We start from the raw sequence: 23379 nt of genomic DNA on the forward strand, positions 1-23379 counted from the left end.
CCTGCTGGCGATGACGGCCTCGCAGGCGAAGCAGATGCCGCCTTAGAACACCGAGGCGTAATCGCCCAGCTCAACCTGTACCGATTTGATGCGTGTGAAGTTGTTCAGCGAGCTGATGCCGTTTTCACGACCCACACCGGATTGCTTGTAGCCGCCGACCGGCATCTTCGCGTCGGACTCGCCCCAGGCGTTGATCCAGCAGATACCGGCTTCCAGTTGATGAATCACGCGGTGAGCGCGGTTCAGGTCCTTGGTGACGACGCCCGCGGCCAGGCCGAAGTCGGTGTCGTTGGCACGACGGATCACTTCTTCTTCGGTTTCGTAAGTCAGGATCGCCATCACCGGGCCGAAGATCTCTTCGCGAACGATGGTCATCTCGTCGGTGCAATCGGTGAACACGGTCGGTGCGACGAACGCGCCTTTGGCGAATTCGCCGTCGGTCAGACGGCCGCCGCCGCACAGCACGCGAGCGCCTTCTTCTTTGCCTTTGGCGATGTAGCCCAGCACGCTTTCCATGTGGGCGAAGCTGACCAGCGGGCCGAAGTTGGTGTTTTCGTCTTCCGGATTGCCGACGCGGATGCGCGCAACGCGCTCAACGATCTTGGCTTCGAAAGCGGCTTTCAGGTGGCTCGGTACGAACACGCGAGTGCCGTTGGTGCAGACCTGGCCGGAGCTGTAGAAGTTGGCCATCATCGCGGTGTCGGCGGCGCGATCGAGGTCGGCGTCGTCGAAAATGATCAGCGGGGATTTGCCGCCCAGTTCCATGGTCACGTCTTTCAAGGACGAAGCGGAAGCGCTGGCCATGACCTTCTTGCCGGTGTCGGTGCCGCCGGTGAAGGAGATTTTTTCGATGCGCGGGTGCTCGGTCAACCAGGTGCCGACTTCACGGCCGCTGCCGGTCAATACGTTGAACACGCCGGCTGGCAGGCCTGCCTCGGTGTAGATCTCGGCCAGTTTCAGCGTGGTCAGGGAAGTGACTTCGCTTGGCTTGAAGATCATCGCGTTACCGGCCGCCAGGGCAGGCGCGGATTTCCACAGGGCGATCTGGATCGGGTAGTTCCACGCGCCGATACCGGCCACGACGCCCAGCGGCTCGCGACGGGTGTAAACAAACGAAGTGGTGCGCAGCGGGATCTGCTCGCCTTCGATGGCTGGGACCAGGCCTGCGTAGTATTCCAGCACGTCGGCGCCGGTAACGATGTCGACATACTTGGTTTCGGAGAACGACTTGCCGGTGTCCAGGGTTTCCAGGGCGGCCAGTTCATCGTTGCGCTCGCGCAGGATGTCAACGGCGCGACGCAGGATGCGCGAACGCTCCATGGCAGTCATTGCAGCCCAGATTTTCTGGCCCTTTTCGGCGCTGACTACAGCGCGCTCAACGTCTTCCTTGGTCGCACGCTGTACTTTTGCGAGGACTTCACCGTTAGCCGGGTTGATGGCTTCGAAAGTGGCGTCGCTGCTGGCGTCGGAGTAACCGCCATCGATGTAGAGTTTTTGCAGTTCGAAACGGGCCATAGTGTCCTCGCAAGTGCATAAGTGGTTGGCGTTGACCACTGGGCGTGCCGTGTAGCGCTGGCACGCTGGTCAGTGGCGGTTCAGGGGTTGAGCGTTTTATGTGTGCTCTAACTCACCTGCTTGGCCAGTTGGAAATCCATGTATTCGTAAGCGATCCGGTGCGCCTGTTCCGTGTCGAAAGCATCTCCCGACAGCGCGCCGCGCAACCACAAACCGTCAATCAACGCTGCCAGGCCCCGGGCTGCACTGCGCGCGTCATCGAGCGGCAATACGCGGCGGAACTGGCAGCACAGGTTGGAATACAGACGGTGATCGTTGATCCGCTGCAACCTGTGCAAAGACGGGTGGTGCATGCTGGTGGCCCAGAAGGCCAGCCAGGTTTTCATTGCCGGGCCATTGACCTGGCTGGCGTCGAAGTTGCCTTCGATGATCACCTGCAGATGCGCCCGCGGGCTGGCATCTGTCAGCGCCTGACGGCGCGCGGTGACGTTCTCGCTGAGGACACTCATCAGGTACTGCGCCGTGGCAGCTATCAGGCCGTTCTTGTCCTGAAAATAGTGACTGATGATGCCGTTCGAGACACCGGCCAAACGGGCGATCAGCGCAATGCTGGCGTCCCCCATTCCGACTTGATCGACGGCCAGCAAGGTGGCTTCGATCAATTGCTGGCGGCGGATGGGTTGCATACCGACCTTGGGCATCTTGCACATCTCCTTAGGCCTTCCGGCAGACGCAAAACGTCTATCGGATTGAGGGCCAGTCTATTTTGTTTTGATTGAACGTTCAATCAACAAAGAATAAGATCTGCGACAAATCGTCGCTGCTTACAGGTTTTTCCTACGTGTAAATGGCGATAACCCGACATCCAAAACGGCTCGAAACCCCTACGCACTGGTGCTTAAGGGTTTCGGGCTTTTTTCGGGTTGTCTTTATATCACCCGCCGGTCGGCTGCCAACTAACCGATTGGTCGGGTAACGCGCTGCCTTGTGTTCTTCTCTCGCACTGCCTGGAGCATCTGTGCCATGAGTTCTGCCTCTCTAATAAAGACCCCGCCCGAGAAGGTGACGGTCAACGGTTGGGTGTTCTACACCTCTACCGCGCTGATTCTGCTGTTGACCGCCATTCTGATCATTGCCCCGCAAGAGGCTGGCAGATTGCTCGGTATCGCCCAGGCGTGGCTGTCCCGCAGCTTTGGCTGGTACTACATGGTGGTGATCGCCGCTTACCTGGTATTTGTGGTCGGCCTGGCGTTTTCGTCCTACGGCAAGCTCAAACTGGGCAGCAAGGACGATACCCCGGACTTTAGCTACGGCGCCTGGGCGGGGATGCTGTTCTCCTCGGGTATCGGCATCTCGCTGTTGTACTTCGGTGCGTCCGAGCCGCTGGACCACTACTTCAACCCGCCGGAAGGCGTTTCGGCCAGCAACCTGGCCGCGCGTCAGGCGGTACAGCTGACCTTCCTGCACTGGGGCCTGCACGGCTGGGCGATCTACGCCTTGGTCGGCCTGGCCGTGGCGTACTTTGCTTACCGCCACAACCAGCCGCTGGCGTTGCGTTCGGCGCTGTATCCGCTGGTCGGTGAGCGTTGGGTCAAAGGCGCGGCCGGTCACGCGGTGGACGGCTTCGGCATGTTCGTGACCCTGTTGGGTCTGGTGACGAACCTGGGGATTGGTTCGCTGCAAGTGTCGTCGGGCCTTGAAAACCTGTTCGGCATGGAACACAGCAATACGAACCTGCTGATCGTGATCATCGTGATGAGCACCGTGGCGACCATCGCCGCCGTGTCCGGCGTGGAAAACGGCATCCGTCGTCTGTCCAACCTGAACATCGTGCTGTTCAGCGGCCTGCTGATTTTCGTGCTGCTGTTCGGCCCGACCTTGCACCTGCTTAACGGCTTCGTGCAAAACGTCGGCGACTACCTGAACGGCGTGGTGCTGAAGACCTTCGACCTCTATGTGTACGAAGGCGACAGTGAGAAGTCCGACCGCTGGTTGGGCCTGTGGACTCTGTTCTACTGGGCCTGGTGGATTTCCTGGGCCCCATTCGTGGGCATGTTCATCGCGCGTATTTCCCGTGGTCGTACCGTGCGTGAACTGGTGGCCGGCGTGCTGCTGATTCCGCTGGGTTTCACCCTGGCGTGGCTGTCGATCTTCGGTAACTCGGCCCTGGACCTGGTGATGAACCATGGGGCGGTGGAGCTCGGGAAGACGGCGCTGCAACAGCCGTCCATGGCGATCTACCAGTTGCTTGAGCATTACCCGGCGTCGAAAGTGGTGATCGGCGTGTCGATTTTCGTCGGTTTCGTGCTGTTCCTGACCCCGGCGGATTCCGGCGCGGTGATGATGGCCAACCTTTCGTGCAAGGGCGGCAACGTCGACGAAGATGCGCCGCACTGGCTGCGGATCTTCTGGTCCGTTGTGATCACCCTGGTGACCATCGGCCTGCTGTTCGCCGGTAACTTCGAAGCCATGCAAACCATGGTGGTGCTGGCCGGTCTGCCGTTCTCGGTGGTGCTGGTGTTCTTCATGTTCGGCTTGCACAAGGCCATGCGCCAGGACGTGCAGATCGAACAGGAGCAAGCGGAACTGGCGGCGCGCGGTCGTCGTGGTTTCAGCGAGCGTCTGACTCAGTTGGACCTGCAACCGAACCAGTCGATCGTTCAGCGTTTCATGGACAAGCAAGTCAGCCCGGCGCTGGAAGAGGCCGTGGTGCAATTGCGTGGTAAAGGCCTGGACGTGCAAACGTTGCTGGGCAAGTCCAAGCGTTGCATGGGCGTGCGCATCGAGATGGAAGAGGGTAACCCTTTTGTCTACGAAGTGAGCCTGGACGGCTATCTGGCAGCGGCGAGCGACACGGTGTCGGCTGAAAGTGCCGATGAACCTCGCGCCCGTTACTACCGCGCCGAGGTGTACCTGCACAATGGCAGCCAGGACTACGACCTGATGGGCTTCACTCAGGATCAGATCACTCGTGACGTGCTCGATCAGTTTGAAAGCCATCGGCAGCTCCTTGGCCGGGTTTATAGCTAATAAGTTGTAAGTGACGCGGTGTTTCAGTCTGAAGCACCGCGTCGCCTTTATCGCCAGCAGGCTGGCTCCCACAAGAGAATGCATTTCAATGTGGGAGCCAGCCTGCTGGCGATGGGGGCTTCAACTTCAACACTGCATCACCCGATATCCACAAACAAAAACGCCGCGATCCTGTCGCGGCGTTTTTGTGTGTGTTGCCTTACCCCAGGTTCTTGCCGAGCAGTGCGTGATACAGCTCGCTGTCGCCGAGAATCCCGACCACTTTGTTGTTGTCGTGCAGCACCAGTTTGTTGCCGGTGTGATAACGAATCTGCAGCGCATCGCGCATGCCGATGTTGGAGTCCACCAGCGTTGGACGACGGCCCAGGCCTTCGACGGCTTGCCCCGGGATCCAGTTCTGCAGGTCCAGGCTCGCACCGTTCTGGCGTGCGCCTTTGATGGTGTTGCCTTCCGCCAGGTCCAGCCACGAATCGCCACCCGGATCCAGGCAGACCGAACCGTTGATGCGCTTGCAGTTGTCCAGGGTGCGCATCAGGCTGCGACCGCACAAAACGTTCAGCGGGTTGGTGTGGGCGACAAAGGTCCGCACATAGTCGTCCGCCGGGTTGAGAACGATTTCTTCCGGCTTGCTGTACTGGACGATCCGACCGTCTTTCATGATCGCGATACGGCTGCCCAGCTTCAGTGCTTCATCGAGGTCGTGGCTCACGAAGACGATGGTTTTGTTCAGCTTGCTTTGCAGCTCCAGCAGTTCGTCCTGCAGGCCTTGGCGGATCAATGGGTCGAGGGCCGAAAACGGTTCGTCCATCAGCAGAATGTCGGCGTCCATCGCCAGCGCTCGGGCCAGGCCCACACGTTGTTGCATACCGCCGGAAAGCTCGTTGGGTTTCTTGTTGCGCCATTGGGTCAGGCCCACCAGCTCAAGTTTTTCATCGACCAGTCGTTTGCGTTCCTTCTCCGGCCGACCCTGCATTTCCAGACCGAAACTGATGTTCTCGCGCACCGTCAGCCATGGCATCAGGGCGAATTTCTGGAACACCATCGCAATGCGCTTGGTGCGCATCATTTTCAGTTCCGCCGGGGTGCAGGAAGCGATGTCGATCTGCTTGCCTTCGTGCTCGACGAACAGCTTGCCACGGCTCACGGTGTTGAGGCCGTTGATGCAACGCAGCAGGCTGGATTTGCCGGAGCCGGACAGGCCCATCAGCACGCAGATTTCGCCTTTCTCGATATCCAGGCTGGCCTTTTCGACGCCGACGATCTGCCCGGTCTTTTTCAGGATCTCGTTACGGGTCATGCCCTGGTCGAGAAGTTTCAAGGCTTCGCGCGGATCTTTGGTGAAGATCACGTCGACGTCTTCGAAGCGAATAATGCTCATGCGTCACCCCCTACTTTAGCGTCGGGTTGTTTGCAGATACGGTCGAGCATGATCGCCAGCAATACGATCGCCAGGCCTGCTTCGAAGCCCAGGGCGATATCAGCAGTGTTCAGTGCGTTGACCACGGGTTTGCCCAGGCCGTCGGCGCCCACCAGTGCCGCAATCACCACCATCGACAACGACAGCATGATGCACTGGGTGATACCGGCCGCGATGCTTGGCATGGCGTGGGGCAATTCAATCCGTGAGAGCAGCTGACGTCGCGAGCAGCCAAAGGCTTTGCCTGCGTCCATCAATTCTTCCGGGACATCGCGAATACCCAGGTAGGTCAGGCGGATAGGCGCGGCAATCGCGAACACCACCGTGGAGATCAGACCCGGGACCACACCCAGACCGAAGAGGGTCAGGGTAGGAATGAGGTAAACGAAGGTCGGTACGGTCTGCATCAGATCGAGCACCGGACGCATCAGGGTGTAGAACATCGGTTTGTGCGCGGCGACGATGCCCAGCGGCACGCCGATGACCACGCAGACCAGGGTGGCGAACAACACCTGGGCTAGGGTTTCCATGGTTTCCTGCCAGTACCCCAGATTGAGGATCAGCAGGAAGGAAGCGATGACGAAAGCAGTCAGCCCCCATTTTCGTTGAATAAAGTGTGCCAGTAGCGCGATGAGGCCGATCAATGCCAGCGGGTTGAACCAGGTCAGCGCAAAAGTCACGCCGTGGATCATCGTTTCCAGTGACACGGCGATTGCGTCGAAGGTGTTGGCGCCGTGTTGCGTCAACCATTCAACGAAGCCCGCGATGTACTGGCCTAGAGGTATTTTCTGATCAATCAGCATGGTAGTGAACGTCCGCATGCAAGGAAATAAACAGCCCGGGCGGGCGAGCCCGCCCGGCGTAAGCGGTGCTTCTTAATTCAAGGCTGCGCGAGCTTGGCTTTAACGGCCTCCAGGCCTGGTTTACCGTCAATGGTGGTCACGCCAGCGAGCCAGGTATCGAGCACCTGTGGATTCTTCTTCAGCCAGGCCTTGGCGGCCGCGTCAGGCTTCATTTTGTCGTCCAGGACGTTGCCCATCAGCGTGCTTTCCATGTCGAGGGTGAACACCAGGTTTTTCAGCAACTGTCCAACGTTGCTGCATTCCTGGGCATAACCCTTGCGGGTATTGGTGAAGATGGTCGCCTGACCGAAGTTGGGGCCGAAGAACTCGTCGCCGCCAGTCAGGTACTTCATCTTGAATCGTGTGTTCATCGGGTGCGGTTCCCAGCCCAGGAACACCACGGCGGTGTTGCGGCGCTGGGCGCGATCGACTTGCGAGAGCATGCCGGCTTCGCTGGATTCGACCACCTTGAAACCGGCGGCTTTCAAGCCGAAGGCGTCTTTGTCGATCATGCTCTGGATCAGACGGTTGCCGTCGTTACCCGGTTCGATGCCATAGATCTTGCCGTCGAGTTCTTTCTTGAACTTGGCGATGTCGGCGAAATCTTTCAGACCTTTGTTATACAACTCTTCCGGGACGGCGAGTGTGTATTTTGCGTTTTCGAGGTTGGCACGCAGGGTGTCCACGGTGCCGGCGTCGCGGTAGGCCTTGATGTCGTTTTCCATGGTCGGCATCCAGTTACCCAGGAATACGTCCATGTTCTTGCCGTCGGCCAGCGACTTGTAGGTCACCGGCACGGAAATCATTGTGGTTTTGGTTTTGTAGCCCAGGGCATCGAGCACGACGCTGGTGGTGGCGGTGGTGACAGTAATGTCAGTCCAGCCGACATCGGAGAAGTTTACGGTACTGCACTGAGCGGGTTCTGCGGCTTGAGCCAGTAACGGCAGACTCAGCATGGCGGCCAACAACAACGACGGGGAACCTTTCATGGATGGACTCCTTGGTGTTTTTTTTGGCAGTGTTCCGACTGTGGACCACCGCACTTATAGGTTGCGGTTGGATGGCGTTTTGGAGACAGCTCTACCACGGCGCCTTGCAATCGAGTCGATACGATCATGTACCAGTGAAAATCTGACGCCTACAGGGTGCGTCGTATCCAGTACAGGGATGGTCGCATCCAGTGTCGGTGACGTCGTTTACAGATTTTTTCAGCCCCGTTTGCCCACCTGAGCCGCAAAAAAACGGCGAAAAAGCAGCGTAAAACGCACACGGCGCTGGTGGACAAGAGTGCGTCGGTACTGGACGTCGAGCGACACGGTAAAAGCCTGATGATGCAGCCATACCGGCGGATTGCAGCTTGAGCGTAGCAGCTCCGTCACCGGGCGCTTTTGCGCCCGGAGTTGGCATATCCAGGAGTTCGGCAGTAATGGCTATCAGCGTTTTCGACCTGTTCAAAATCGGCATCGGCCCTTCCAGTTCGCACACCGTGGGGCCGATGCGCGCCGCGGCGCTGTTCGTGCAAGGTTTGCGTGAACAGGGGCTTTTGGAGCAAGTGCGGCGTGTCGAGGTCCAGCTTTATGGTTCGTTGTCGGCCACCGGCATCGGGCACGGCAGCGACAACGCGGTGATCATGGGCCTGATGGGCGAATGGCCGGACGCGATCGACCCGTCGCAAATCGGCATCCGCATTGAAACCCTGCGCGAAACCCACACCCTGCTGCTGGACGGCCGCTTGCCGGTGCCGTTCATCTGGGCGCGGGACATGCGCCTGATCGACGAAAACCTGCCGTTCCATCCGAACGCCATGACCCTGGTCGCCGAAGGCGATGACGGTGAGCTGCATCGCGAAACCTACTATTCCGTCGGCGGCGGCTTTGTCGTCGATGAAGCACAAGCCACCAGCGGTGTGGTGGATCTGGATCGCACGGTGTTGCCGTACGATTTCTCCAGCGCCGCCGAGCTGCTCAGCCTCTGCCAGAAGCACAACCTGCGCGTGGCCGAATTGATGATGGCGAACGAGAAGGTCTGGCGCAGCGAAGACGAAATCCGCGCCGGCCTGATGAAACTCTGGCGGGCCATGCAGGATTGCGTCGAGCAAGGCCTCAAGCACGAAGGCATCCTGCCGGGTGGCCTGAACGTGCGCCGTCGCGCGGCCAAATTGCACCGCAGCCTGCAGGAGCTGAACAAGCCCAACGTCATCGGCTCGACCCTGAGCGCGATGGAATGGGTCAACCTGTTCGCCCTCGCGGTCAACGAAGAAAACGCGGCCGGCGGGCGCATGGTCACGGCGCCGACCAATGGCGCGGCGGGGATCATTCCGGCGGTGTTGCACTACTTCATGAAGTTCAGCGAGGTGGTGACGGACGCTAACGTGGTCGACTATTTCCTCGGTGCCGCAGCTGTGGGGATTCTGTGCAAGAAGAACGCCTCCATCTCCGGCGCGGAAGTCGGTTGCCAGGGCGAAGTCGGATCGGCTTGCGCGATGGCGGCGGCCGGGTTGGCGGAGATTCTCGGCGCCACGCCGGAGCAGCTGTGCAACGCGGCGGAAATCGGCCTGGAACACAACCTCGGCCTGACCTGCGACCCGGTCGGCGGGTTGGTGCAGGTGCCGTGCATCGAGCGCAACGCGATTGCCGCGGTGAAAGCGATCAACGCGGCGCAGATGGCGTTGCGTGGTGACGGCCAGCACTTTATTTCGCTGGACCGGGTGATCCGCACCATGCGAGATACCGGGGCGGATATGCATGACAAGTATAAAGAGACATCGCGGGGCGGGTTGGCGGTTAGTGCGGTTGAGTGCTGAGACCGAGGCGATCCCATTCGCGAGCAAGCTTCGCTCCTACAGGGATCGTGCGGTGCTCTTGTAGGAGCGAGGCTTGCCCGCGAAGACGTCAGACCAGTCAAAACTGCGCGCTAAGTGAACACCGTATTGAAAACGCGCCACGTTTTGGCGCGTCGCTTACAGATAAGCGCATTGCTACACGTCAGGGATCCAACCTGGCCCTGACCGTCCGTCCCCTGTGCCTGCGGTGACACTCTTTCCGAAGTCGTCGCAGGCCTGTTCCCACAAGTGCTACCGATTTGCTCACACGCAACGCGGCAGAGCGCTTACCCCTGTGAATGCCACTTATAACCCCTACTCGTGACGCGGCTTATATAGACAGGCTGCGACGTCGTTTTCAGGAGTTATTGAACGCGTATTCAATTTTAGGCATGGCAATTGCTCTGTCATTACAAAGCCCGTCTCCCACGCGAGAACGATGGCAATAACAAGAGCCTCCGCCTGAGGCCATCACCTGCTTTGTGTGAGGAGATACCGCGATGACGTCGTTCAACTCCGGGGCTCAACCCCAGAACCGTGCGCCTCAATCCATCGGCTTTCTGCTGCTGGACAATTTCACGCTTATTTCTCTGGCCTCCGCCGTAGAACCCCTGCGCATGGCCAACCAATTGTCCGGTCGCGAGCTGTATCGCTGGACCACGCTCACCGTCGATGGCGGTCAGGTCTGGGCCAGTGACGGTCTGCAGATCACCCCCGACGCCTCCATGCACAAAGCACCTTCCATGGACACCATCATTGTCTGCGGCGGTATCGGTATTCAGCGCACGGTAACTCGCGAACACGTCTCATGGCTGCAAAGCCAGGCGCGTCAATCCAAGCGTCTGGGTGCGGTCTGCACCGGCAGCTGGGCCCTGGCATGCGCCGGCCTGCTGGACGGTTTCGATTGCAGCGTGCACTGGGAATGTCTGGCCTCGATGCAGGAAGCTTTCCCGCGTGTGGCGATGAGTACCCGCCTGTTCACCCTCGACCGTAACCGTTTCACCAGCTCCGGCGGCACCGCGCCGCTGGACATGATGCTGCACCTGATCAGCCGTGATCACGGGCGTGAACTGTCCGCTGCGATTTCGGAGATGTTCGTCTACGAGCGCATCCGCAACGAACAAGATCACCAGCGCGTGCCGCTCAAGCACATGCTCGGCACCAACCAGCCGAAGTTGCAGGAAATCGTCGCGTTGATGGAAGCCAACCTCGAAGAGCCGATCGATCTCGACGAACTGGCGGTGTACGTCGCCGTGTCACGTCGGCAACTCGAGCGGTTGTTCCAGAAATACCTGCATTGCTCGCCGTCGCGTTACTACCTGAAACTGCGTCTGATCCGTGCCCGGCAGTTGCTCAAGCAAACGCCGATGTCGATCATCGAAGTGGCGTCGGTGTGCGGTTTCGTGTCCACGCCGCACTTCTCCAAGTGCTACCGCGAATACTTCGGCATTCCGCCGCGTGACGAACGCGTAGGCTCCAACACCACGCAACAGGTGGCGATGATGCCGCTGCCGCAAGCATTGGTGCTGTCGCCGTTGTCCGGGCCGTTGTCGGCATTGAGTCAGGCGCGCAACGAGTCGACCTTCGCCAGCGTAAGGCTCTGATCAGAGCTGACGCCTGAAAAACACGACGCGCTCGGTTTCCTCGAAACCGAGCGCTTTGTGCGTCTCCTGGCTCGGCCGGTTATCGACGTCGGTGTCCGAGGCCATTTCCACGCATCCGCGTACCCGTCCCCATTGCGCCACGTGTTCGATCAGTCGTGCGGCCACTCCATGGCGGCGCTGCTGCGGCACCACGTAGATACCTTCCAGGAACACCACCGGCGAGCTGTCGGTGCCATTGACGTAATCGTGGCGCAATGAGGCCTCGGCCAGGCCGACGGGTTGCTCACCCGCGTCGTAGGCGACGAAGTTGATATAGCGTTGCGGCTGACGCAGCTGTTCGGCGATTTCGTCCCGATGCTCCTGTTCCGAAGCATCAGGCCAGAGTGCCTGGCGCAAAGGCAGCCAGCCCGCTTGTTCGCCGGACTGGCAGTGTTGGATTCGGAACATCAGCGATCGCTCGTGGTGGTCAGGAAGCCACCACTCTAGCAAACCGCCGACGTGTCAGGCGCGGTGGCTTTGTTGGTATTCAGCCAATGCCGGCAGCAGCTGCTTGTCGATAGCCTGACGCACTGCCGGCAGGATGGTCGCGCTGCTGGTGTACATCTGCTTGACCATGGTGCGCAGCACGGTCGCCCGTTCGTTGTTCAATCCTCTCACCGCGCACTCGCAAGCCTGCTCGGCGGTGGAGCCGTTCGGTACTTGAAAGCCCAACGATTTCAGCTGGCCCAACAGGTCTTCCTGGTCAATCAAATCGGCGTGCATCATGACGCAATCCTTCTTCAGGGAACGGTGTCGTGGTTCGATTCTCGTAGGGGCCGTTGGCGTCGGCAAGGACGATTTGTCGCAATGGCCGCAATACCTATGAACAGGTCGTTTTCGGCTAACTCGCGGGAGGGGAGAGTGGGCACACTGGATTCAGCTGGCTTCACGAAGGTTTGGTCACCCTCGCGCAACGGCTCCTCAACAGTACCCACCTCTGCCCCGATCCTGTCACGGCTTGATCGGGGTTTTTTTTGCCTGTGCATCCGGGGAATAGGGGGTGTCTGTGCTGGCGCCTTCGCGGGCAAGCCTCGCTCCTACAGAAGCCACGCTAGCCTTGTAGGAGCGAGGCTTGCCCGCGAAAAACGATGACACGGTCTAGCGTTGTAGCACGAGGATCCGCGACAACAACTCATCCCGATCGACATAGCACCCCTGGAAATGCCGGGCACCACTGGCGGGCTCAAACGCATTGCGCGCATGCAGCGTGCGACGGTTATCGAAGCACCACAACTCCCCGGGCTTGAGCCGTTGCATCAGCCTGAACCGCCCCTCGCGAGTCATGGCAATAAAGCGGCGATAAGCGCGGTACAACCTGGGCATCTCCTCCACCGACGCATCGAACGGCCCGCGCAAAAAGTTTGCCATACGAATTTCAGACACCTGCCCCAGTGCATCCAGGGCGATGACCGGCGCGAGGCAGCGATAGTCGCTGTGACGGTCCTTGTTGCGATACTCCACGGGGATTTCGCACAGGGCCTTGAACGATTCGGGATCTTCCTCGCGCAGCGCTTGGGCGATGGCAAAACCGTCGACGAAAATACTCTCGCCACCGTCGGCATCATTGACCAGGCAATGCAGAAATTGCAGCCCCGGTTGCAACTCCCGCGTCGGCAAGTCGCTGTGCAACGGCAGGTTGAAAGCGGTGTAGGCGTTACTGTCGGCATCGGCCTTGGATTGCACGTTGAACAGCACGCCGAAATTGCTCTCGCGGATGAAGGAAATCCGCTGGGCGATCAGCTTCAACGAACCGGGTTCGGTGGGCACGCCGCGCACTTGCGTCAGGCCGATATCGCGTACCGCCAACAGCCATTGCAACAAGGCGTCGTTGTCGTCCATCAGCGCTTGATAATCGAACACCGGCAGCGACAAGTCGCTTTTCCACAGGCGGGATTTTGGCTTGCCGGCGCGGCGTTCGGCGCGGGACTCGTCGTCATAGGCGTGGGCCCGCAACCAGCCTGGATCGAAGCGGCTGAGGTGACCGTCCTGCCACTGAATGCAGAGGCAACCTTCAGGGTCGACGCTTGTCTCTGCGGGCATCAGGTCTGGCGCAACGTCGACGATTTCCAGCACCTGCTCACGGGTCACCGTGTAGACGCACTGCGGGCAAGGGCAGTTGTCACGCAACCACTGGTGATGGAAGGGGCTGACACGGTCATCGGCCCATTTCACGAGAACGCGATCCGCCAGGGCCTGCACGCCACTGAGCGCGCTGATCAACGGATAAGTACGGAAGTCAGCAAAAGCGGCGGCGGTGTTCATGGCGATCTCCTTGTTATTTTTTTGGGGGTAAAGCGATCACTCGGCCAATGTACTCAGGGGTGGGCAGGTCGGTTTGTTGCGCAACGATGGCTTGCAGCTTGCCCAGCGTGTCTTCGCTGAACGGCGCGGAGCGGGGGCCGGCAAGGTCGACGTGCAGCAACATCTGCTCGTTGCCCGCCAGCTCTTTGTCGTCACCGACCAGGTGCAGGCTGTGATAGAGGTGCAGGCGTTTACTGTCATGAGCGATGATCTGGGTGTGCACTTCTACGTCGGCGTCGAGCTTCACTTCATGCAGGTAATTGAGGTGCAGTTCGAGGGTGAACAGCGAATTGCCGCTGGCTTCGCGGTTGTTGCTGTCCATGCCCAGCCGGTCCATCAGCGCGTCGGTGGCGTAGCTGAAAATCAGCAGGTAAAACGCGTCGCGCAGGTGGCCGTTGTAGTCGACCCAGTCGGGGATGATTCGGGTTTGGTAGGTGGTCAGTGCGGGCATGTCGTCATATCCGAAAATGGGTGAAACCTGTAGGAGCACGGCTTGCCCGCGAAGGCGGTATTCCTGCCACAAGAGATCCGTCGGATGTACCGGCCTCTTCGCGGGCAAGCCTCGCTCCTACAAGTGGTGGCGGGGGCTAGTCGGCGAACGCCATCCCATGCTTCTCTTTGGTGGTCTTCACCGCCTCCAGCACCGCCAGCAGGCAGTCATCACGATAGCGCTCCAGCGCCGAAATGCTGTGTTTGCCCAATTGATCGCTGGTGCCGTCCACCACATCATCAATCAGCTTGTCGGTCAGCTCCGGTGCTGGCAGATACGTCCACGGCAACTGCAACGCCGGACCGAACTGTGCCATGAAATGGCGCATGCCAGCGTCGCCACCCGCCAGGGTGTAGGTCAAAAACGTGCCCATGAACGACCAGCGCAGACCCGCGCCAAAGCGAATCGCATCGTCGATTTCACCGGTCGTCGCCACACCGTCGTTGACCAGGTGCAGGGCCTCACGCCACAGCGCTTCGAGCAAACGGTCGGCGATGAATCCCGGCACTTCCTTGCGCACGTGCAGCGGGCGCATGCCCAAGGATTCGTAGACTTTCATGGCCGCTTGTACCGCTTCGGGGGCCGTGTTCTTGCCGCCGACCACTTCCACCAATGGCAGCAGGTAAACCGGGTTGAACGGGTGACCGACGACGCAGCGTTCCGGGTGGGTCGAGCTCTCGTAGAACTCGCTTGGCAACAGGCCCGAGGTGCTGGAACCGATCAGGGCATTTGGTTTGGCTGCGGCGCTGATTTTGCTGTGCAGTTCCAGCTTCAGCTCCAGGCGTTCAGGAGCGCTTTCCTGGATGAAATCGGCGTCGCGAACACACTCTTCGATGGTTGCGACAAAGCGCAGGCGATCCTGCGACGCGCCGGGTGCCAGGCCTTGTTTCTCCAGTGCGCCCCAGGCATTGGCGACGCGTTTGCGCAGCGCGGCTTCAGCGCCGGGCGCCGGGTCCCAGGCCACAACATCAAGGCCGTGGGCGAGGGCGCGGGACACCCAGCCGCTGCCGATGACACCGCTGCCCAGGGCGGCGAAGGTTTTGATTTCGGTGATGAAGGTCATGGCAACTTCCTAAAAAATTCGGTGATCTTTGTAGGAGCGAAGCTTGCTCGCGAAGACGGTGTCTCAGCCGCAGACAGTGTGGCGGGTGTACCGGCCTCTTCGCGGGCAAGCCTCGCTCCTACAGGTTTTGTGTGGGGCTTAACCGCGCTTGGTCAGGCCCATTTTTGCCCGGCCCTCAGCCGGTGTCAGAACCCGGGCGCCGAGGCGGCTGAGGATTTCCGAGGCGCGTTCGACCAGTTGGCCATTGGTCGCCAACACGCCCTTGTCCAGCCAGATGTTGTCTTCCAGGCCGACCCGCACGTTGCCGCCCAGCAGCACCGCTTGCGCGGCCATCGGCATTTGCATGCGACCGATGCCGAACCCGGCCCACACGGCGTTTGCCGGCAGGTTGTCGACCATGGCTTTCATGGTGGTGGTGTCCGCCGGTGCGCCCCAAGGGATGCCCAGGCATAGCTGGAACAGCGGGTCGTCGAGCAGGCCTTCCTTGATCATCTGTTTGGCGAACCACAGGTGACCGGTGTCGAAAATTTCCAGCTCGGCTTTGACGCCCAGCTCTTGAATGCGTTTGGCGCCTGCACGCAGCTGCGCCGGGGTGGAGACGTAAATGGTGTCGCCGTCGCCGAAGTTCAGGGTGCCGCAATCGAGGGTGCAGATTTCCGGCAGCAGTTCTTCGACGTGGGCCAGACGGGTCAGCGGGCCGACCAGATCGGTGTTCGGGCCGAATTCCATCGGGTTCTCGCCCGCGCCGATTTCCAGGTCGCCGCCCATGCCGGCGGTGAGGTTGACGATGATGTCGACGTCAGCTTCGCGGATGCGCTCCATGACTTCGCGGTACAGCGCCACGTCACGGCTGAATTTGCCGGTTTGGGGGTTGCGAACATGGCAGTGGACCACGGTGGCGCCGGCCTTGGCGGCTTCCACGGCGGCAGCGGCGATTTGTTTCGGGGTGACCGGCACGTGTGGGCTTTTGCTGGTCGTGTCGCCAGCACCGGTAAGTGCGCAGGTGATGATGACGTCGTGGTTCATGAGGTGGTTCCTTGCAGGCGTGGTGGTCCCGTTCGCAGCCCGGTCGGGCTGCGAATCGGTGGTTCGGTTTGGGTCTGTTTGCTGAAGAGTTACTTGCTGGTGAGTTGCAGGTTTTCAGCCGCTGGTTTGCCATCGAAAGTGGTTACACCTTCCAGCCAGCGCTGCTTGTCTTGCGGGTGATCTTTCAGCCATTGCTTGGCCGATTCGAAGGCGTCCTTGTGATCCAGCAGCGGCTGCATCATCCGGCTCTCGTCTTCGGCGGTGTAGGTCAGGTTGCTCAGTAAGCGGCCGATGTTCGGGCATTGCTCGGCGTAGGTCGGCGAAGTGACGGTCCAGACAGTCGCCATGCCTTCGTTCGGGCCCAGGGCGTCGTCGCTGCCGGTGAGGTAAGTCATCTTCACGTTGACGTTCATCGGGTGCGGCGCCCAGCCGAAGAACACGATGGCTTCGTTGCGTTTGGTCGCCCGGGTCACCGCCGACAGCATTCCGGCTTCGCTGGACTCGACCAGCTGGAATTTGCCGAGACCGAACTGGTTCTTGGCGATCATCTCTTTGATCTGCGTGTTGGCGCCCGAGCCTGGCTCGATGCCGTAGATCTTGCCGCCCAGCTCTTTCTCGAATTTGGCGATGTCGGCGAAGGTTTTCAGGCCCTTGTCGGCGAGGTAAGTCGGAACCGCGAGGGTGGCGCGGGCGTCTTTCAGGCTGGGCGCCTCAAGCACTTTGACCTGCTTGCCATCGACGAACGGCGTGATGGTTTGAGTCATCAACGGGTTCCAGTAGCCCAGGAACAGGTCCAGGCGCTGGTCGCGGATCCCGGCGAAAATGATTTGCTGGGAGGCGCTGGTTTGTTTGGTGTTGTAGCCGAGGCCGTCGAGCAAGACCTGGGTCATGGCGCTGGTGGCGATCACGTCGGTCCAGTTCACGACGCCCATGCGTACGTTCTGGCACGATGCAGGTTCGGCGGCCATGACGCTGGCGCTCAGGAAAGCGGTACCGCTGAGTGCAAGAACACAGCTGCTGATCAGTCGTTTCATCTCAGGTTTCCTCGGCAGTTCGTTATTGTGGGTCCGGTCGTCTTTGTGCGCCGGTGATGCCAAGTTACGCAGCTAAAGCCCGGTGAAAACGCACTGCGGCGACCAGCTCTTGCACTGCAGCGACCTGTCCACTTGAATGCCGCTCGCAAGTGGCGTATCAACAGCACACGCTACCCGCGAATCGAGTGCGCTCCATGTCCCAGGATTTCTACTTCATGTTGATGCCGGGTTTCTCGGCCATCGGTTTCATCTCGGCCATCGAGCCGCTGCGGGTCGCCAATCGCTTTCGCGGCGAGCTGTATCGCTGGCACGTGCTGAGCGCGGATGGCGGGGCGGTGCTGGCCAGTAACGGCATGTCGGTCAACGCTGATGCTGCGCTGGAACCGCTGAAGAAAGGCGCGACGTTGTTGGTGGTCGCCGGTTTTGAACCGCTGAAATTTGCGACCCCGGCGCTGGAGCACTGGCTGCGCCGACTGGACAACGAAGGCGTGACCCTCGGCGCCATCGACACCGGCAGCTTCGTCCTCGCCGAAGCCGGCCTGCTCGACGGCCATCGCCTAACCCTGCACTGGGAAGCCATCGACGCGTTCAAGGAATCTTATCCACAGCTCAGCGTCACTCAGGAACTGTTCGAGATCGACCGTCGGCGCATCACCTCCGCCGGTGGCACCGCCTCCATCGACCTGATGCTCGACCTCATCGCCCAGGCCCACGGCCCGGAACTGGCGATCCAGGTCAGCGAACAATTCGTACTCGGCCGCATCCGCCCGCGCAAAGACCACCAGCGCATGGAAGTCGCCACGCGCTATGGCATCAGCAACAAGAAGCTCGTTCACGTGATCGGCGAGATGGAACAACACAGCGAACCGCCGCTGACCACGCTGGAGCTGGCGGAGTCGATCAAGGTGACACGGCGGCAGTTGGAGCGATTGTTTCGGTTGCACCTGAACGACACACCGAGCAATTTCTACCTGCGGTTAAGGCTGGAGAAGGCGCGTCAGTTGCTGCGGCAGACCGATATGAGCGTGCTGGAAGTGAGTATTGCGTGCGGGTTTGAGTCGCCGTCGTATTTCACCCGCAGTTATCGGGCGAAGTTTGAGCGGTGTCCACGAGAAGACCGGCGACAAACCCAAAAGGCCTGAAACTACCAACGGAAAAAACCGAATCCTGTAGGAGCGAGGCTTGCCCGCGAAGAGGCCGCCTCAATCGAAATCACCGTCGTTTGACACTCCGCCTTCGCGGGCAAGCCTCGCTCCTACAGGTCGTGTCGCGTTTACTTTTTCATCAGTGCCGAACAGGCGGCTTTGTAAGCCTCATGCTGATACTTGTTCAGCGTCGCCGGCAGCTCAAAATCAAACTTCTTGTTCTGCGCATTGATCGTCTGCGGTGACAGCAGGATTACCTCGCAATTCTCCAGCAACTGAAAAACGCCCTCGATCTTGAACGTGGTCGGCCCGCCGGCGAATTCGCCTTTCTTGCTGCGCTTCTTGATCGCGATCCGGTCGATTGAATTCTCACGGACAAACGATGCGACCTGAGCGGCAAAGACTTTGACGTTGGCGGCTTCGTCGTCATCGTCGAGGGCGATTTTCTTGGTGTTCAGCGCGACGTGGCTCAGTACCTGATCGTCGAGGGAGGCCACGGCGATGATCGCTTCGCTGCCTTTGATTTCGATGCCGCAGATTTTCATTTGAATCCCTCTACCAAATTATGGTGTGCAGCTTACCGCTCGCGTTGGCAGGGTGTAGAAACAATAAGCTCAGCTCTTAATCACTCCTGCCCAATCGACTCCAAAAACTCCGACCGCTCATCACTCATCCGCGCCACGCAATCGTTCTGCGCAATGGTGAATGCCTTGCTGCCGCTGGTCGCCGGAAACGCTTCAACTGTGCAATCCGCATCCCGGGTCTTCAGCCATTGCTGCTGGGCGGTCTTGAGTTTGGCGTTGATGTCGGCCAGTTGTGTCGGGTTCTTGCCGTAGAGCGTTTGCATGCGCTCGGTCAGGCTCTGGTAGTTGTCTTTGAGCAGGTCTTCGGCGGTGGTTCGGCTGTAGACCGAGCATTCCAGGGTCTGGACTTCGTTTTCGACCGCATCGCAGGGGTTGATGTCGGACTCTTCAGCCGCCTGTACGCCGGTCGCTATCAGTGCCATTGCCAGTAAGATCGATTTCATTGCGCCTCAGCCCCTTTTTTGGCCCAAATTCCGTAATGCGCCGAATTCTGGCCCATGCGCAAGTCCTTGAACAGGTGGCCCGCGACGTTCAACGACGACCCTTTGTCGCAGATTGACGCTTTCGGCAAACCCCCTGTCGTTTTTGCACCCGGCTGCACCGGTACTCAGGCATATGCTGGCCCCAAAGCGCCGGCACACGATTCGGCGCATGAATCGCTAATAGGGGACAGCCTGATGAGCCCAGCCGAATTGCACGCCGACAGCATCGTTATCGACGGGCTGATTATTGCCAAGTGGAACCGCGAGCTGTTTGAAGACATGCGCAAGGGCGGTCTGACCGCGGCCAACTGCACCGTGTCGGTGTGGGAGGGCTTTCAGGCCACCGTCAACAACATCGCCGCCAGCCAGAAGCTGATCCGCGAGAACAGCGACCTGGTGATTCCGGTTCGCACCACCGCCGACATCCGTAAAGCCAAGGAGCAGGGCAAGACCGGCATCCTGTTCGGCTTCCAGAATGCTCACGCCTTCGAAGACCAGATCGGCTATGTCGAGGTGTTCAAGCAGCTCGGCGTCGGTATCGTGCAGATGTGCTACAACACCCAGAACCTGGTCGGCACCGGTTGCTACGAGCGTGATGGCGGCCTGTCGGGCTTCGGTCGCGAAATCGTTGCCGAGATGAACCGCGTCGGGGTCATGTGCGACCTGTCCCACGTCGGTTCCAAGACTTCCGAAGAAGTTATCCTCGAATCGAAGAAACCGGTCTGCTACTCCCATTGCCTGCCGTCGGGTCTGAAAATTCACCCGCGCAACAAATCCGATGAAGAACTGAAGTTCATCGCCGACCATGGCGGTTTCGTCGGCGTGACCATGTTCGCGCCGTTCCTCGCCAAGGGTATCGATTCGACCATCGACGACTACGCCGAAGCCATCGAATACACCATGAACATCGTCGGCGAAGACGCCATCGGCATCGGCACCGACTTCACCCAGGGCCATGGCCAGGACTTCTTCGAATACCTGACCCATGACAAGGGCTACGCCCGCCGTCTGACCAGCTTCGGCAAGATCATCAACCCGCTGGGCATCCGCACCGTCGGCGAGTTCCCGAACCTGACTGAAACCCTGCTCAAGCGCGGCCATTCCGAGCGCGTGGTCCGCAAGATCATGGGCGAGAACTGGGTCAACGTCTTGAAAGATGTCTGGGGCGAATAAGCCGCCGCACCTCTGAATTCTTTCCCCCGGCCATCCGTGCCGGGGGCAACACCAAAATTTTTCTGGAGTTAAGTTTCCATGGCCAAGATCGCCCCGCAATTGCCTATCGAAGTCGACAGCGAAACCGGTGTCTGGACCTCCGACGCCCTGCCGATGCTGTACGTACCGCGTCATTTCTTCGTCAACAACCACATGGGCATCGAGGAAGTGCTGGGCGCCGACGCCTACGCCGAAATTCTCTACAAGGCCGGCTACAAGTCCGCCTGGCACTGGTGTGAAAAAGAAGCTGAATGCCACGGCCTGGAAGGCGTCGCGGTGTTCGAGCACTACATGAAGCGCCTGTCGCAACGCGGCTGGGGCCTGTTCAAGATCCAGGACATCGACCTCGACAAAGGCACCGCCAGCGTCAAGCTTGAACACTCCGCTTTCGTCTACGTGTACGGCAAGGTCGGGCGCAAGGTCGACTACATGTTCACTGGCTGGTTTGCCGGTGCCATGGACCAGATTCTGCAAGCCCGCGGCAGCAAGATTCGCACCGTTGCCGAACAAGTCTACGGTGGCTCCGAAGAAGGCCACGACGACGGTTTGTTCACCGTCAAGCCGTTGTAAGTCGAGGAACCCGCCATGGCTTTCGAAGCAATGTTCCAGCCGATCCAGATCGGCAAACTGACCATCCGTAACCGCGTGCTCAGCACCGCGCATGCCGAGGTCTACGCGACCGACGGCGGCATGACCACCGATCGGTACGTCAAGTATTACGAAGAGAAAGCCAAGGGCGGGATCGGCCTGGCGATTTGCGGCGGTTCGTCCGTGGTGGCTATCGACAGCCCGCAGGAGTGGTGGAGTTCGGTGAACCTGTCCACCGACCGCATTATTCCGCACTTTCAGAATCTGGCCGACGCCATGCACAAGCACGGCGCCAAGATCATGATTCAGATTACCCACATGGGCCGGCGCTCGCGCTGGGACGGTTTCAACTGGCCGACGCTGATGTCGCCGTCCGGTATCCGTGAACCGGTGCACCGCGCCACCTGCAAAACCATCGAGCCGGAAGAGATCTGGCGGGTGATCGGCAACTACGCCCAAGCGGCCCGTCGTGCCAAGGCCGGTGGCCTGGACGGCGTTGAACTGTCGGCCGTGCACCAGCACATGATCGACCAGTTCTGGAGCCCGCGGGTCAACAAACGTACCGACGAATGGGGCGGCAGCTTCGAAGGCCGCATGAAATTCGGTCTGGAAGTGTTGAAAGCCGTGCGCGCCGAAGTCGGTGATGATTTCTGCGTGGGCATGCGTATCTGCGGTGACGAATTCCACCCGGACGGCCTGTCCCACGAGGACATGAAGCAGATTGCCAAGTATTACGACGACACCGGCATGCTCGATTTCCTCGGCGTCGTGGGTTCGGGTTGCGACACCCACAACACCCTGGCCAACGTGATTCCGAACATGAGTTATCCGCCGGAGCCGTTCCTGCACCTGGCGGCCGGCATCAAGGAAGTGGTCAAGGTTCCGGTGCTGCACGCACAGAACATCAAGGACCCGAACCAGGCGACCCGTATTCTGGAAGGCGGTTACGTCGACATGGTCGGCATGACTCGCGCGCACATCGCCGACCCGCACCTGATCGCCAAGATCAAGATGGGCCAGATCGACCAGATCAAACAATGCGTCGGCGCGAACTACTGCATCGACCGTCAGTATCAAGGCCTGGATGTGTTGTGCATCCAGAACGCGGCGACCTCCCGTGAATACATGGGCCTGCCGCACATCATCGAAAAAACCACCGGCGTGAAACGCAAGGTGGTGGTGGTCGGTGCCGGTCCTGCCGGGATGGAAGCCGCCCGAGTGGCCGCCGAACGTGGCCACGACGTGACCCTGTTCGAGAAAAAGGAATTCATCGGCGGGCAGATCACCACGGCGTCGAAAGCGCCGCAGCGTGACCAGATCGCCGGTATCACCCGCTGGTATCAGCTGGAACTGGCACGGTTGAAAGTAGACCTGCGCCTGGGCACTGCGGCTGATGCACCGACCATCATGGACCTGCGTCCGGATGTGGTGGTGCTGGCTGTCGGCGGCCATCCGTTCCTTGAGCAGAACGAACACTGGGGCGCGGCTGAAGGCCTGGTGGTCAGCAGCTGGGACGTGCTCGACGGCAAGGTTGCGCCGGGCAAGAACGTGCTGGTCTACGACACGATTTGCGAGTTCACCGGGATGTCGACCGCCGACTTCCTCGCCGACAAGGGCAGCCAGGTCGAGATCGTCACCGACGACATCAAGCCCGGGGTCGCGATTGGCGGCACGTCGTTCCCGACTTACTACCGCAGCATGTACCCGAAAGAAGTGATCATGACCGGGGACATGATGCTGGAGAAGGTCTACCGCGAAGGCGACAAGCTGGTGGCGGTGCTGGAAAACGAATACACCGGCGCCAAAGAGGAGCGGGTGGTCGACCAGGTGGTCGTGGAAAACGGCGTGCGCCCGGACGAAGAAATCTACTACGCGCTGAAGGACGGTTCGCGTAACAAAGGCCAGATCGACGTCGAAGCCTTGTTCGCGATCAAGCCGCAGCCATGCCTTGAGCAGAGCGGTGACGGCTACCTGCTGTTCCGCATCGGCGACTGCGTGGCCCAGCGTAACGTGCACGCGGCGATCTACGACGCGCTGCGGCTGTGCAAGGATTTCTAAGAGCTTGTGGATAACCCTGTAGGAGCGAGGCTTGCCCGCGAAGGCGTCCTGACATTCAACATTGTTGTCGGCTGACCCATCGCATTCGCGGGCAAGCCTCGCTCCTACAGGAATCGGGCAAGGCATCC

At 60.0% G+C, this 23379-nt stretch carries 21 protein-coding genes; 7 read left to right on the forward strand and 14 right to left on the reverse strand.

Annotated elements, in window-relative coordinates; all coding sequences use genetic code 11:
* Positions 1-42 precede the first annotated feature (42 nt).
* A complete protein-coding gene (gene betB, locus IB246_RS07315) occupies positions 43-1515 on the reverse strand; it encodes a betaine-aldehyde dehydrogenase (protein ID WP_008044788.1) in 1473 nt (490 codons plus the stop codon).
* A 107-nt stretch (positions 1516-1622) separates the two neighbouring features.
* Positions 1623-2216, reverse strand: coding sequence for a transcriptional regulator BetI (gene betI, locus IB246_RS07320; protein ID WP_008033272.1), 594 nt, complete (start codon positions 2214-2216; stop codon positions 1623-1625).
* A 379-nt stretch (positions 2217-2595) separates the two neighbouring features.
* On the opposite strand from betI, the gene IB246_RS07325 reads away from it, so the two are divergent.
* A complete protein-coding gene (locus IB246_RS07325) occupies positions 2596-4545 on the forward strand; it encodes a BCCT family transporter (protein WP_223413660.1) in 1950 nt (649 codons plus the stop codon).
* A 199-nt stretch (positions 4546-4744) separates the two neighbouring features.
* Here IB246_RS07325 and choV read toward each other — a convergent pair whose 3' ends face one another.
* The 3 genes from choV to IB246_RS07340 all read right to left on the reverse strand — a co-directional run bounded on the left by choV (position 4745) and on the right by IB246_RS07340 (position 7793).
* Positions 4745-5923: a choline ABC transporter ATP-binding protein gene (choV, locus tag IB246_RS07330; protein ID WP_008044794.1), complete on the reverse strand. Its 1179-nt coding sequence runs from the start codon at positions 5921-5923 to the stop codon at positions 4745-4747.
* The gene (gene choW / locus IB246_RS07335; RefSeq protein ID WP_008033268.1) at positions 5920-6765 is read right to left on the reverse strand and encodes a choline ABC transporter permease subunit; all 846 of its coding nucleotides are present in this window, start codon (positions 6763-6765) and stop codon (positions 5920-5922) included. The genes choV and choW overlap by 4 nt, the downstream gene beginning before the upstream one ends.
* 77 nt (positions 6766-6842) lie before the next feature.
* Entirely contained in the window at positions 6843-7793 is a 951-nt protein-coding gene (locus tag IB246_RS07340; protein ID WP_008044795.1) for a choline ABC transporter substrate-binding protein, read from the reverse strand.
* Positions 7794-8230: 437 nt separating this feature from the next.
* Between IB246_RS07340 and IB246_RS07345 the strand changes: the two genes are divergently transcribed.
* Both IB246_RS07345 and IB246_RS07350 read left to right on the forward strand, forming a co-directional pair.
* Positions 8231-9607: an L-serine ammonia-lyase gene (locus tag IB246_RS07345; protein ID WP_008044797.1), complete on the forward strand. Its 1377-nt coding sequence runs from the start codon at positions 8231-8233 to the stop codon at positions 9605-9607.
* 518 nt (positions 9608-10125) lie between these two features.
* Positions 10126-11229, forward strand: a complete 1104-nt coding sequence (locus tag IB246_RS07350) for a GlxA family transcriptional regulator (protein WP_008044799.1) — start codon at positions 10126-10128, stop codon at positions 11227-11229.
* Here IB246_RS07350 and aac(6') read toward each other — a convergent pair whose 3' ends face one another.
* From aac(6') to IB246_RS07385, 7 genes are all read right to left on the reverse strand, one after another.
* Positions 11230-11676 (reverse strand): aminoglycoside 6'-N-acetyltransferase, encoded by a 447-nt coding sequence (aac(6'), locus tag IB246_RS07355; protein ID WP_008044802.1) that lies wholly within the window; start codon positions 11674-11676, stop codon positions 11230-11232.
* Between the two features lie 54 nt (positions 11677-11730).
* Positions 11731-11994, reverse strand: a complete 264-nt coding sequence (locus IB246_RS07360; protein WP_008033263.1) for a hypothetical protein — start codon at positions 11992-11994, stop codon at positions 11731-11733.
* 372 nt (positions 11995-12366) lie between these two features.
* Positions 12367-13530, reverse strand: coding sequence for a gamma-butyrobetaine dioxygenase (locus IB246_RS07365; RefSeq protein ID WP_008044804.1), 1164 nt, complete (start codon positions 13528-13530; stop codon positions 12367-12369).
* Between the two features lie 13 nt (positions 13531-13543).
* Positions 13544-14020, reverse strand: a complete 477-nt coding sequence (locus IB246_RS07370) for a thioesterase family protein (RefSeq protein ID WP_008044806.1) — start codon at positions 14018-14020, stop codon at positions 13544-13546.
* A gap of 136 nt (positions 14021-14156) precedes the next feature.
* Complete coding sequence (locus IB246_RS07375; RefSeq protein WP_008044808.1) at positions 14157-15122, reverse strand: L-carnitine dehydrogenase; 966 nt, start codon at positions 15120-15122, stop codon at positions 14157-14159.
* A gap of 138 nt (positions 15123-15260) precedes the next feature.
* The gene (locus tag IB246_RS07380) at positions 15261-16148 is read right to left on the reverse strand and encodes a 3-keto-5-aminohexanoate cleavage protein (protein ID WP_008033258.1); all 888 of its coding nucleotides are present in this window, start codon (positions 16146-16148) and stop codon (positions 15261-15263) included.
* 89 nt (positions 16149-16237) lie between these two features.
* Positions 16238-17182 (reverse strand): choline ABC transporter substrate-binding protein, encoded by a 945-nt coding sequence (locus IB246_RS07385; RefSeq protein WP_008033257.1) that lies wholly within the window; start codon positions 17180-17182, stop codon positions 16238-16240.
* 194 nt (positions 17183-17376) lie between these two features.
* Between IB246_RS07385 and IB246_RS07390 the strand changes: the two genes are divergently transcribed.
* Entirely contained in the window at positions 17377-18324 is a 948-nt protein-coding gene (locus IB246_RS07390; RefSeq protein WP_008033255.1) for a GlxA family transcriptional regulator, read from the forward strand.
* Between the two features lie 131 nt (positions 18325-18455).
* Here the strand turns inward: IB246_RS07390 and IB246_RS07395 are convergent, their stop codons facing one another.
* Positions 18456-18872 carry a DUF3010 family protein gene (locus IB246_RS07395; RefSeq protein WP_008044810.1) on the reverse strand — a complete coding sequence of 139 codons (417 nt, stop codon included), beginning with the start codon at positions 18870-18872 and terminating at the stop codon, positions 18456-18458.
* An 80-nt stretch (positions 18873-18952) separates the two neighbouring features.
* Complete coding sequence (locus IB246_RS07400; protein WP_008044811.1) at positions 18953-19354, reverse strand: lysozyme inhibitor LprI family protein; 402 nt, start codon at positions 19352-19354, stop codon at positions 18953-18955.
* Between the two features lie 234 nt (positions 19355-19588).
* On the opposite strand from IB246_RS07400, the gene IB246_RS07405 reads away from it, so the two are divergent.
* The 3 genes from IB246_RS07405 to dgcA all read left to right on the forward strand — a co-directional run bounded on the left by IB246_RS07405 (position 19589) and on the right by dgcA (position 23251).
* Positions 19589-20566, forward strand: coding sequence for a dipeptidase (locus IB246_RS07405; RefSeq protein ID WP_008033250.1), 978 nt, complete (start codon positions 19589-19591; stop codon positions 20564-20566).
* Between the two features lie 78 nt (positions 20567-20644).
* Complete coding sequence (locus tag IB246_RS07410; protein WP_008033249.1) at positions 20645-21175, forward strand: DUF5943 domain-containing protein; 531 nt, start codon at positions 20645-20647, stop codon at positions 21173-21175.
* Positions 21176-21190: 15 nt separating this feature from the next.
* Positions 21191-23251: a dimethylglycine demethylation protein DgcA gene (gene dgcA / locus IB246_RS07415; RefSeq protein ID WP_008033247.1), complete on the forward strand. Its 2061-nt coding sequence runs from the start codon at positions 21191-21193 to the stop codon at positions 23249-23251.
* Positions 23252-23379: the final 128 nt, after the last annotated feature.

This window comes from Pseudomonas sp. PDM01 (genome assembly GCF_014852325.1).
In the GTDB taxonomy this organism is placed as follows: domain Bacteria; phylum Pseudomonadota; class Gammaproteobacteria; order Pseudomonadales; family Pseudomonadaceae; genus Aquipseudomonas; species Aquipseudomonas migulae.